This window comes from Achromobacter sp. GbtcB20, assembly GCF_019091095.1.
Taxonomy (GTDB): domain Bacteria; phylum Pseudomonadota; class Gammaproteobacteria; order Burkholderiales; family Burkholderiaceae_B; genus Achromobacter; species Achromobacter mucicolens.
In genome coordinates this window covers 26,488-38,378 of record NZ_JAGXJZ010000029.1, presented here as the reverse complement: position 1 = coordinate 38,378, position 11,891 = coordinate 26,488, and the positions used below count along the sequence as shown (strand labels likewise).

General features: G+C 66.0%; 10 protein-coding genes. 3 read left to right on the top strand and 7 right to left on the bottom strand.

Translation table 11 applies throughout. From position 1 onward, the window contains the following. Nucleotides 1–646: 646 nt before the first annotated feature. The 3 genes from groES to KVT32_RS25405 all read left to right on the top strand — a co-directional run bounded on the left by groES (nt 647) and on the right by KVT32_RS25405 (nt 3,837). A complete protein-coding gene (gene groES, locus KVT32_RS25415; protein WP_006221616.1) occupies nt 647–934 on the top strand; it encodes a co-chaperone GroES in 288 nt (95 codons plus the stop codon). Between the two features lie 37 nt (nt 935–971). Next, the gene (gene groL / locus KVT32_RS25410; RefSeq protein ID WP_056325479.1) at nt 972–2,612 is read left to right on the top strand and encodes a chaperonin GroEL; all 1,641 of its coding nucleotides are present in this window, start codon (nt 972–974) and stop codon (nt 2,610–2,612) included. A gap of 229 nt (nt 2,613–2,841) precedes the next feature. Continuing rightward, entirely contained in the window at nt 2,842–3,837 is a 996-nt protein-coding gene (locus KVT32_RS25405; protein ID WP_217619011.1) for a YihY/virulence factor BrkB family protein, read from the top strand. A gap of 10 nt (nt 3,838–3,847) precedes the next feature. On the opposite strand, the gene KVT32_RS25400 is transcribed toward KVT32_RS25405, so the two are convergent. Genes KVT32_RS25400 through KVT32_RS25370 form a run of 7 tightly spaced genes read right to left on the bottom strand, consistent with a single transcriptional unit; the run spans nt 3,848 to nt 11,813 of the window. Then, on the bottom strand, nt 3,848–4,912 hold the full coding sequence (locus tag KVT32_RS25400) for an Ldh family oxidoreductase (protein WP_217619010.1): 1,065 nt from the start codon (nt 4,910–4,912) through the stop codon (nt 3,848–3,850). A gap of 10 nt (nt 4,913–4,922) precedes the next feature. Further along, nucleotides 4,923–6,443 carry a mannitol dehydrogenase family protein gene (locus tag KVT32_RS25395; protein ID WP_180097815.1) on the bottom strand — a complete coding sequence of 507 codons (1,521 nt, stop codon included), beginning with the start codon at nt 6,441–6,443 and terminating at the stop codon, nt 4,923–4,925. A 59-nt stretch (nt 6,444–6,502) separates the two neighbouring features. Further along, nucleotides 6,503–8,038: a UxaA family hydrolase gene (locus KVT32_RS25390; RefSeq protein ID WP_217619009.1), complete on the bottom strand. Its 1,536-nt coding sequence runs from the start codon at nt 8,036–8,038 to the stop codon at nt 6,503–6,505. A gap of 32 nt (nt 8,039–8,070) precedes the next feature. Continuing rightward, nucleotides 8,071–8,937, bottom strand: a complete 867-nt coding sequence (locus tag KVT32_RS25385) for a fumarylacetoacetate hydrolase family protein (protein ID WP_217619008.1) — start codon at nt 8,935–8,937, stop codon at nt 8,071–8,073. Nucleotides 8,938–8,968: 31 nt separating this feature from the next. Further along, nucleotides 8,969–9,715, bottom strand: a complete 747-nt coding sequence (locus KVT32_RS25380) for an SDR family oxidoreductase (protein ID WP_062839595.1) — start codon at nt 9,713–9,715, stop codon at nt 8,969–8,971. Between the two features lie 12 nt (nt 9,716–9,727). Next, nucleotides 9,728–11,137 carry a TRAP transporter large permease gene (locus tag KVT32_RS25375; RefSeq protein ID WP_217619007.1) on the bottom strand — a complete coding sequence of 470 codons (1,410 nt, stop codon included), beginning with the start codon at nt 11,135–11,137 and terminating at the stop codon, nt 9,728–9,730. Between the two features lie 49 nt (nt 11,138–11,186). Further along, a complete protein-coding gene (locus tag KVT32_RS25370; protein ID WP_217619006.1) occupies nt 11,187–11,813 on the bottom strand; it encodes a TRAP transporter small permease in 627 nt (208 codons plus the stop codon). Between the last annotated feature and the right edge of the window lie 78 nt (nt 11,814–11,891).

Genomic DNA, 11,891 nt, shown 5'->3' with positions numbered 1-11,891 from the left:
ATTGACCGCTTTCATGTGCGCGGCAATGACCTTATCGAGCTTCGCCAAGCGAGCGACCGCGTTTCGTCGGCTGCATCGTTGACCGACTCGCTGGCCCGGTCCACGCGCGCACGGAGTGCTTCTAATTCAGAGGCCCTCAGCATTCCCGACAAACTTGCCGCACGAGCCAATGGCGGAGGTTGGGAGGTTGAACACGTACATCTCAGCCGGTGGAAACGATTGCCGGCCGCGCTCGTCACACTACTGCGTGACGCGCGCGCCCCCCTCGGGTTAGCGTGGATGCTGTATGGTTGGCGGTGCATTTGCGCCAGCCCTTGGGGTCAATAAATGGCTGGCGATGACCCCGCAGGTGCCGCGAGGGTCATTGGCATCATAGATATCTGCGGTGAACGCGGGGCGCCACAGGTCCAAACGCTCACCTGTGTTGGCTCCTGAGGCACACAGCGTTCCAAACTCAATGACAGAAATTCCAAACTCAATGGAATTCGACAGCCGAGCCCCTGTTCTCCCCGAAGATGTAACAGCGCACCTCCCCCCCTTGAACCTCCAAACATCATCCCTATAATTAGCACTCGACACCGGTGAGTGCTAACACCTCCCGGGGCAAACCGACCATTCACTTACTTTTAGTTAACAGGAGTTCCTCATGGCCTTGCGTCCCCTGGGCGATCGCGTGATCGTCAAACGCCTCGAAAACGAGCGCAAGACTGCCTCGGGCATCGTCATCCCGGACAGCGCCGCTGAAAAGCCCGACCAGGGTGAAGTCGTGGCCGTCGGCCCCGGCAAGAAGACCGAAGACGGCAAGATCCTGCCGGTTGACCTGAAGGCTGGTGACAAGGTTCTGTTCGGCAAGTACGCCGGCCAGTCCGTGAAGGTTGATGGCGAAGAACTGCTCGTCATCCGCGAGGACGAAATCCTCGCCGTGGTCCAGTAAACCCTGCCTCAAACGAATTTTCGAAGGAAGCTAAGACATGGCTGCCAAGCAAGTATTGTTCGGTGATGACGCCCGTGTGCGCATCGTCCGTGGCGTGAACGTTCTCGCCAACGCTGTCAAGACCACCCTGGGCCCCAAGGGTCGCAACGTCGTGCTGGAGCGCTCGTTCGGCGCCCCGACCGTGACCAAGGACGGTGTGTCCGTCGCCAAGGAAATCGAACTGAAGGACAAGTTCGAAAACATCGGCGCCCAACTCGTCAAGGACGTCGCGTCCAAGACCTCCGACAACGCCGGTGACGGCACCACGACCGCCACCGTGCTGGCCCAGGCCATCGTTCAGGAAGGCCTGAAGTACGTTGCCGCCGGTTTCAACCCCATCGACCTGAAGCGCGGCATCGACAAGGCTGTCGCCGCTGCCGTCGCCGAACTGCAAAAGCAATCCAAGCCGGTCACGACCAGCAAGGAAATCGCCCAAGTCGGTTCCATCTCGGCCAACAGCGATTCCTCCATCGGCCAGATCATCGCTGACGCGATGGACAAGGTTGGCAAGGAAGGCGTCATCACCGTCGAAGACGGCAAGTCGCTGGAAAACGAGCTGGACGTCGTCGAAGGTATGCAATTCGACCGCGGCTACCTGTCGCCCTACTTCATCAACAACCCGGACAAGCAAGTCGCCGTCCTGGAAGACCCGTATGTCCTGATCTTCGACAAGAAGATCAGCAACATCCGCGACCTGCTGCCCGTGCTGGAACAAGTCGCCAAGTCGAGCCGTCCCCTGCTGATCATCGCGGAAGACGTCGAAGGCGAAGCGCTGGCCACCCTGGTTGTGAACAACATCCGTGGCATCCTGAAGACCACCGCCGTCAAGGCGCCTGGCTTCGGCGACCGCCGCAAGGCCATGCTGGAAGACATCGCCATCCTGACGGGCGGCACGGTGATCTCCGAAGAAACCGGCATGTCGCTGGAAAAGGCCACGCTGGCTGAGCTGGGCCAAGCCAAGCGCATCGAAGTGGGCAAGGAAAACACCACGGTCATCGACGGCGCTGGCGACAGCAAGTCCATCGAAGCCCGCGTCAAGCAAGTGCGCGTGCAGATCGAAGAAGCCACGTCCGACTACGACCGTGAAAAGCTGCAAGAACGCGTGGCCAAGCTGGCCGGCGGCGTTGCCGTGATTCGCGTTGGCGCTGCCACCGAAGTCGAAATGAAGGAAAAGAAGGCTCGCGTCGAAGACGCCCTGCACGCCACCCGCGCTGCAGTGGAAGAAGGCGTTGTGGCTGGTGGCGGCGTTGCGCTGCTGCGCGCCAAGCAAGCCATCGCTGACCTGAAGGGCGACACGCCTGACCAGAACGCCGGCATCAAGCTGATCCTGCGCGCTGTGGAAGAGCCCCTGCGCACCATCGTCACGAACGCCGGCGAAGAAGCCAGCGTCGTGGTCAGCAACGTGCTGAACGGCAAGGGCAATTACGGCTACAACGCCGCGACCGGCGAGTACACCGACCTGGTCGAGCAAGGCGTGCTGGATCCCACCAAGGTGACCCGCACCGCCCTGCAAAACGCTGCCTCCGTCGCCAGCCTGCTGCTGACGGCCGAAGCCGCCGTTGTTGAACTGGCTGAAGACAAGCCCGCTGCTCCGGCTATGCCCGGCGGCATGGGCGGCATGGGCGGCATGGACTTCTAAGTCCCGCTGTTCTTGCAAGGCCTCCCCGGCTTCGGCCGGGGAATGCAGTATCCAAAAACCCCCGGTCCTTCGCCCCGGGGGTTTTTCTTTTGTCCGGCCGGATATCTTTGCGTGTTGTTTCAGCGGCGCCGGATTTCCCGGGGTTGGCAAACTTTTGCCAACAATCTGCCCGTATCTGGGGCTTGCATGCGTCCCTACAATGAAGGTTCGTCTCACCGAGAACCTGCCCATGCGACTGCCCCGAACCGTGCTGCGTATCCTGCGCCCCTCCCAGATCGGCGGCCTGCTGGTCGACTCAGCCAAACAGTGGTCCAGTCATCGCGCGTCCAGCAAGGGCGCGGCGCTGGCGCTGTACATGGTGTTTTCGTTGGCGCCGATGCTGCTGCTGGTGATCGCGGTGGCGGGCGCCTTCTTCGGGGAAGAAGCGGTTCGCTCCGAGCTCTTTGCGCAATTGCGCGACCTGATCGGCGATCGCGGGGCCGAGGTGATCCAGACCGTGCTGGCCAGCGCCCACGAATCGGGCGGCGGCTGGATGGCGGCGCTGGTGTCGATCTGCGTGCTGATCTTCAGCGCGACCACGGCCTTCGCGGAATTGCAGGCCAGCCTGGACGAATTGTGGGACGTGAGGGCCAACCAGAAGAGCGGCCTGCACGGACTGGTACGCAGCCGTCTGCTGTCGTTCGGCCTGGTGCTGGTGCTGGCGCTGTTCCTGCTGGTGTCGCTGACCGTGAACGCGGCGCTCGCGGCGGCCAGGGGCATCTATGGCTCGCTGTGGGCCAACTCGACGTTCTCGATCGTGGCCGATTGGGCGTCTAATCTTTTTTCGTTTTCGGTGGTGGCGGCGCTATTTGCGGTGATCTTCAAGCTGCTGCCCAGCGCCAAGATCTCGTGGCAGGACGTGATCCCCGGGGCCATCGTGACGGCCGGGCTGTTCCTGCTGGGCAAATGGGGGATCGGGCTGTACCTGAGCCGCGGCGCGGCGGTGTCGGCCTATGGCGCGGCCGGGTCGCTGATCGCGCTGTTGCTGTGGATCTGGTATTCGGCGCAGATCTTCTTCTTTGGCGCGGTCTTCACGCGCCAGTTTGCGCTGCGCTTTGGCAAGGTGGAGCGGCCGCGCACGCCGTCCGCCGAACCGCCGGTTCAATCGCCCGCGCAAACGCCCACGCAATCGCCCACGCAGCCGCCCGCCCACTCGCCCGTGCAGACGCCCCCGACCGACGCCTGACCTTCGGGCGTCACGCCTGCCGCGTCTGATGCAAGGGCGGCAGTGCCGCGCCAAGCCGGTCGCTCCAGACCTGCATCTCGTGCCAAAGCGCCGGCGGCACGGGCAAGCCGAGGCGTTGGCGTTCCGCTTCGTGCGTGGCCTCCGGGTCGCCAGGCATGCGAGGCTTGCCGGGCGCTTCGGATAGCTCCATCGCCAGTCCCGCCACCACCGACGCCAGGGCCGCGCCCCCCGCGAAGCGCGCCGGATCGATGACGATGAAGAAAGCGCCCAGTTCGCGCGGCCGGTCCAACGCGTCGTACATGGGCGAGATGTGCGGGCCGTGAGGGTTGCCGTTCAGCGGTCCGCACAGCAGCTCGATCATCATTGCCAGGCCATAGCCCTTGTAGCCGTATTCCTCGCCGCCCAGCGGACGCAGGGCGCGCGCGGCCTGCGCATCGGTGGAGTCGTCGCCCCGCCCGTCCAGCGCCACGCCCGGCGGCAGCGCCGCGCCGTCGCGCCGCGCGTTCATGACGCGGTTCCACGGAATGGCGGTTGTCGCCATGTCCAGGCAGAGCGGCTGTCCGCCCGCACGCGGAAAGGCGAGCGAGATGGGATTGGTGCCGAAAAAGGGCTCGTGGCCGCCGAAGGGTGCGGCGATGGAATCGGAATGCGTGAAGGCGATGCCGATGAGACCCTGCCGGGCCGCCGCGCGGCTGTACAGGCCGATCGCCCCGCAGTGAGACGAATCGCTGACGCCCACCGCCGCCACCCCAGCCTCACGCGCCAGGTCGATTGCCAGCGCGTTGGCCCGATGGGCCACCACGATGCCCTGCCCCCGGCCGCCATGCACCTGGGCGGCTCCCGGCCCCGTCCGGTCGACGCGGATGTCCGGCCGCGCCAGGATCGACCCATGCGACACGCGGTTCAGGTAATGCGGCAGGCGCGCGATGCCGTGCGAATCGATGCCCCACAGGCTGGTCTGCGCCAGGCTTTGCGCCAGGCAGCGCGCGTCATCGGCCGGAAAATCCTGCGCCAGCAGGCACGCCGTGGCCCAGCGTTCCCAGTCGATGGCGGTCACGCGGCGGTCGGCGTTCATGTCCTGTCTCCTAGGTGGCCGCCTGCACGGCATGGATCACACCGTGCTCGCGCAGCGCTTCCAGATGCTTGGTCAGGGCGCCCACGAACTCGGCCGAATTGCCCAGATCGCCGAACACCGGTTTGAAGCGCGCCAGCACCGTCGCGCGCCGCTGCGCCGCCTGCGACGGCATGGCGGCATGCGCGGCCACCTCGGCGCGCGCCAACAGGCGGTCAAGGCGCGCGGCGATCGGGTCCTGGATGGGGTAGGCGCTGCCCTGCTCGTCCTCGCCGCGCAGGTAGTTCAGCCATGCGGCGACCGCCAGGCACAGACGATCGATGCCGTGGCCGGCACGCAGCCGGTCGCGGATGGTGTCCAGCAGGCGCTGGGGCAGCTTCTGCGATCCGTCCATGGCGATCTGCGACAGCGGATGCGGCAGCGCCGGGTTGGAGATCCGTTCCAGAAACCGCAGACGGTATTCCACCAGCCCCGTGTCGGGAATGCCGCGCAGGGTCGGGGCGATCTCTTCGCGCATCATGGCGTCGACGAACGCCCGCAGGGCGGGCGTGTTGGCGGCATCGGCCACCGTATGCAGTCCCAGCGTCGCGCCCAGGTAGGCCAGCGCCGAATGCGGCCCGCTGACCATGCGCAGCTTCAGACGCTCGTAGGGCGCCGCATTGCGCACGAAGGTGGCGCCTCCGTACGCGTCCCAGGCAGGGCGGCCGGCGGCGAACCGGTCTTCGATCACCCAGTTCAGATAGGGCTCGCCCAGCACGGGCCAGGCATCCTCGACGCCCAGGCGTTCGGCGATCCGCCGGCGGTCCTGGTCTTCGGTGGCCGGCACGATGCGGTCGACCATGGAATTCGGAAACGTGCAGTGGCGGTCGATCCAGTCGGCCAGGGTCACGTCGACGCGCAGCGCAAAGGCCAGCACCAGGCTGCGCAGCGTGTCGCCGTTGCCGCGCAGGTTGTCGCACGACAACAGCGTGATCGGCGGCAGGTCGCGTTCGCGGCGCAGGGCCAGACCGTAGACCAGGATGCCGATGGTGCTGCGGGGCCGGATGGGGTTTTCCAGATCGTGCACGATGTCCGGATCGTCCCAGCGCAAATGCCCCGTGGCCGGTTCGTGGCTGTAGCCCTTTTCCGTCACGGTCAGGCTGACGATGCGGGTCTGCGGATACGCGATGCGTTCGAGGACGGCGTTGGGGTCTTCCTCGGCCACCATCACGCGCAGCACGGATCCCACGATACGCAGGTGTTCGCGGTCCTGGCCGTCCGGACCGGCGTCGCGCACGGCCAGCGTGTACAGCCCGTCCTGGGGCGTGAGCGCATCGCGGGTGGCGGGGTGACGCAGCGAGACGCCCAGGATGCCCCAGGTGAGGTCGCCGCTGGCTTGCATGGCCTGATCGGTCACAAACGCCTGATGCGCCCGGTGAAAGGCGCCCAGCCCCAGATGGACGATGCCCGGCGTCAGCCGGCTACGGTCGTAGCTGGGCTTTTCAACGTCGGCGGGCAGACGCGGCAATGACTCCGAATTCAAACGTTCAAGCATGGGTGCGCTATGCCTAAAAGGGGAGACGCCAGGGTATAGCATGCCCCGAGCCGTCTTCGCTACATCACCGCGCCCAGTTGCCACGGGACGAATTCATTTTGTCCGTAGCCGTGCGTCTCGCTGCGGGTGCGCCGGCCCGACGCCGTCTGCAGCATGAGCTGGAAAATGCGCTCGCCCATCTGCGCCACGCTTTGCGCGCCGTCGACGACTTCGCCGCAATTGATGTCGATATCGTCGGACTGGCGCTGCCACAGTGCCGTGTTGGTGGACAGCTTGAGCGACGGCGCGGGCGCGCAGCCGTACGCGGACCCGCGGCCGGTGGTAAAGCAGATCAGATTGGCGCCCCCGGCCACCTGCCCGGTGGCCGAGACCGGGTCGTAGCCCGGGGTGTCCATGAAGACCAGCCCGCGCGTATGCACGGGCTCGGCGTACTCGTAGACGTCGGTGAGATTGGTCGTGCCGCTCTTGGCGATGGCGCCCAGCGATTTTTCCAGGATGGTGGTCAGCCCGCCCGCCTTGTTGCCGGCCGAGGGGTTGTTGTCCATCTCGGCATCGTTGCGGGCGCAGTAGTCTTCCCACCAGCGCACCCGCGCCAGCAGCTTGTCCGCCACGGCGGGCGATTGCGCGCGGCGCGTCAGCAGGTGCTCGCCGCCGTAGATTTCCGGCGTCTCGGACAGGATGGCCGTGCCGCCGTGGCGCACCAGCAGGTCCACCGCGGCGCCCAGCGCCGGATTGGCGCTGATGCCGGAATAGCCGTCCGACCCGCCGCATTGCAACCCCACGGTCAGGTGGCTGGCGGGCACGGGCTGGCGCTGGACGCGATTGGCTTGGTCCAGCATGCGCTCGACCAGTTCGATGCCGCGCGCCACCGTCTTGCGCGTGCCGCCGGTGTCCTGGATGTTGAAGGTATGCAGCATGCCGCTTTCGCGCAGATGCTCCTGCTCCATCATCCCGCCGATCTGGTTGGTCTCGCAGCCCAGCCCCACAACCATCAGCCCGCCGAAGTTGGCATGCCGGGCGTAACCGCCCAGCGTGCGCCGCAGCACGCGCAGTGGTTCGCCATCGCTGCCGGTGGCGCAGCCCGCGCCATGCGTCAGCGCCACGACGCCGTCCACGTTCGGACAGGCTGCCAGGGCCTCGGGCCGGATGTCGCGCCGGAAGTGATCGGCGATGGCACGTGCCACCGTGGCCGAACAGTTCACGCTGGTCAGGATGCCGATGTAGTTGCGGGTGGCGATGCGGCCGTCGGCGCGCACGATGCCGTCGAACATGGCCGGCGCCCCCACGTAGTCGGTGGGCCGCGCATCTTGCCCCACGGCATAGTCGCGCTCGAAATCCGAGAACTCCAGATTCTGGGTATGGACGTGCTGGCCGGGCGCAATGTCCTGCCGCGCCACGCCAATGATCTGGTTGTAGCGGCGCACCGGCTCGCCAGCCGCGATGGCGCGCACCGCCACCTTGTGGCCCGGCGGCACCAGCCCCACGATGGTCACCCCCTCGCCTTCCAGCCTCGTGCCGCTGACAAGCTGGCGTCTGGCGATCACCACGTTGTCCGCCGGGTGAATGCGGATGACTGCCGTATCGGTCTGCGACATGAGAACTCCGGAATCCAAGGGGGCCTTGCGGATCAGCCGTCGATCAGGGCGGGATCCCAGGCATGGACGCGCTGGCGCTGTTCGCCCAGGCCCGCGATGCCCAGTTTCATTTCGTCGCCCGCCTTCAGATAAACGGGCGACGGCTTCTGGCCCATGCCCACGCCGGGCGGCGTGCCGGTGCTGATGAGGTCCCCCGGGTACAGCGTCATGAAGCGGCTGACGTACGACACCAGCTGCGCCACGCCGAATACCATCGTGCGGGTGCTGCCGTTCTGGTAGCGCTTGCCGTTGACCTCAAGCCACATCTCCAGGTCCTGCGGATTGGGGATCTCGTCGGCCGTCACCAGCCACGGCCCGACAGGGCCGAAGGTATCGCAGCCCTTGCCCTTGTCCCACGTGCCGCCGCGTTCGATCTGGTATTCGCGCTCGGACACGTCGTTGACCACGCAGTAACCGGCCACGTGCTTCATGGCGTCGGCCTCGCTGACATAGCGGGCCTTCTCGCCGATCACCACGCCCAGCTCGACTTCCCAGTCGGTCTTGACCGATTCCTTCGGCAGCACGACCGGATCGTTGCAGCCCACCACCGCCGACGTCGTCTTCATGAAGACGACGGGCTCGGCCGGCACGGGCAGTCCGGACTCAGCGGCATGGTCGGCGTAATTCAGGCCGATGCAGATGAACTTGCCCATGCCGCGCCACGGCGGCGCCACGCGGCCGGACTGCGCAACAAGCGGCAGCGACGCCGGATCCAGCGCGCGCAACTGCGCCAGCTTGGCGGGCACGAGCGACTCGGCGGTGATGTCGGAAATGACGGACGACAGGTCGCGGACCTGGCCCTCTGCGTCGATCAAGGCGGGCTTTTCCGAGCCCTTGGCGCCATAGCGCATCAGTTTCATAGCGGTTTCCTGGTTACTGGAAAAGAAGAATTCAATTGGACCAGCCGCCGTCGATCACCTGCGCGGTGCCGGTGGTGAAGGCGGATTCGTCGCTGGCAAGATACACCGCCAGCGCGGCGATCTCTTCGGCGCGGCCGATCCGGCCCATTGGCTGGCGCGCAGTGAAGGCGGCTTCGACCGCCGCGACGGACTGCCCGCTGGCCAGCGCCTGCGCGTCGATGCGCTGGCGCAGGGACGGCGACTCCACCGTGCCGGGGCAGATCGCGTTGCAGCGGATGCCCTGCCCCACGTAGTCGGCGGCGACCGCCTTGGTCAGGCCGATGACGGCCGCCTTGGTGGCGCCGTAGGCGCAGCGGTTGGGCGCGCCCTTGATGCTGCCCGCCACGGACGCCATGTTGACGATGGACCCCGCGCCGCGCGCCAGCATGGCCGGCAGGCAGGCACGGATCAGCAGGTACATGGATCGCACGTTCAGGTTGAACGAGAAATCCCAGGCGTCTTCGTCGCAATCCAGGATGGTGCCCGCGTGCACGAAGCCCGCGCCGTTGAACAGCACGTCGACCCCGCCCGCATCCTGGGCCAGCGCGCGCACGGCGCGGGCGTCGGTTACGTCCAGCACGTGCGTGCGGCAACCGGACAGCGATTCCAGCGCGGCGCCGTTCAGGTCCACGGCCAGCACGTCGGCGCCCTCGTGCGCGTAGGCCAGGGCCACGGCGCGGCCAATGCCCTGCCCTGCGGCGGTGACGATGGCGGTCTTGCCTTGCAGTCTTGCTGACATGGGCGTGCGTCCTTATTTGCCGGTCATGCCCATTACGGTGGGCAGCCACAGGGTGATCGAAGGAATGTAGGTGATGGCGATCAGCGCCACGAACAGCGGCACGAGCCACGGCAGGATGGCCATCGTGGTGCGCTCGACCGACAGCTTGGCCACCCGCGCCAGCACGAAAAGCACCATGCCCATTGGCGGATGCAGCAGGCCGATCATCAGATTCAGCGTCATGATGAGCCCGAAATGGATCGGGTCGATACCCAGTTTCAGGACGATGGGCAGCAGGATGGGCACGAGGATGGTGATGGCCGCGATGGTGTCGATGAAGCAGCCGACGATCAGGATCAGCACGTTCGCCATCAGCAGGAACACCCACTTGTTCTGCGTCACGCTCAGGATGGCGTCGGTGAGCGCCTGCGCGGCCTGCGTCGTGGTCAGCAGCCAGGCGAACACCGAGGCTGCCGTCACGATGAACAGGACCGACGCGGTGGTCTCGATGGTGTCGAACGACGCCTTGGCCAGCGTGCGCAACGTCATGGAGCGATAGCGCACCAGTCCCAAAAAGAGCGCCCAGATCACGGCCGCCACCGCGGCTTCCGTGGGCGTGAACCAGCCCAGCGTCATGCCGCCGATCAGGATCACCGGCGCCATCAGCGCCATCACGGCGGAAAAGTTGAACTTCCAGTCCAGCAGCAGCAAAGCCGCGAACGAGATGCCGGTGGCGACGTTGGGCGACACGCCCGCCAGCGTCATCAGCCAGATCGACATCGGAAACGCCAGCACGATCAGCACTTCCAGCCCCGCGGCGCCCAGCCGTTTCCAGTTGAAGGCAACGTCGCCGCCCCAGTTGTTGCGGCGCGCGTAGTACGCGACGGTCAGCATCATCAGGATGGTCAGCACCAGGCCGGGAATCAGGCCCGCCAGGAACAGCGAACCGATCGACACGTTGGCCATCATGCCGTAGATGACAAACGGCAGCGACGGCGGAATGATGGGGCCCAGCGTGGCCGATGCGGCCGTCACCCCGACCGCGAACTCGGTCTGGTAGCCGTGGTCCTTCATGGCCTTGATCTCGATGGTGCCCAGGCCCGCGGCGTCGGCGATGGCGGTGCCGGACATGCCGGCAAACACCACCGAGCCGATGATGTTCACCTGCCCCAGCCCGCCGCGCATCCAGCCCACCAGCGCGACGGCGAAGTTGTAGATGCGGCCCGTGATGCCCGCGATGTTCATCAGGTTGCCGGCCAGGATGAAAAACGGCACGGCCAGCAGCGGAAACGACTCGACGCCCGCAATCATGCGCTGCGCGATGACAACGTCCGGCACGCTGCCGGAAATCAGGATGTACAGCAGGGATGCCCCCGCCATCGAGACCGCCACCGGCAGCCCCATGATCATCAACAGCAGAAAGGTTCCAATCAGGGTGCCCATGTTCGCTCCTGGCAAAGGCACTGCGGATTCGGGAATTCAGTCCAGCGCTTCAGTCCAGCGACTCATAGGCCGCGGGGTTCTCCAGGATGGAGTAGCCCTGCCGCCAGTTCTTCACGGACACCTGCAGAGACCGCAAGAACATCATGACGAAGCCCGCCAGCGCCACCCAGTAGACGTACGCCTTGTTCCAGAACAGCGTCGTCATGGGCTCGTCGCCGACCAGCACGATGTAGCGGTACGTCAGCCACACGGCATAGCCGAAGAACGCGGTGCGCAGGATATCGATCAGCGTGGACAGCACGCGGCCGGCAGGCTTGGGCAGGTAGCGGTACAGGAAGTCCACCTGGATATGGCGGCACGCGCGCACGCACATCGCGGATCCCAAGAACACCACGCCGATCAGGCAATACACCGCCAGCTCCTCGGTCCAGGCGTACGAGTCGTTCAGCACGTAGCGGGAAAAGAACTGCAGGAAAACCAGCAACGCCATCGCCCAGAACATGGCCAGGCAGATCCAGTCTTCCGGCTGGTAGCCGGACAGGCTGACCACGTGATGATCGGCTTCCTCGAAACTCTGGACGATCTCGTCCACCGAGGCGACATGATGCGGACCGGGCGGCTGGTCCGGCGGATGGCTGACGGCCGCCATCGGCGCGGCCTTCGCGTTGGAGTGCATGGAATCTACCCTCGTGCGGGATCGGTATGGCGATCAGATCAGGCGCGGCGGACCGACGTGGCGGCCCGCCGCGCCGGC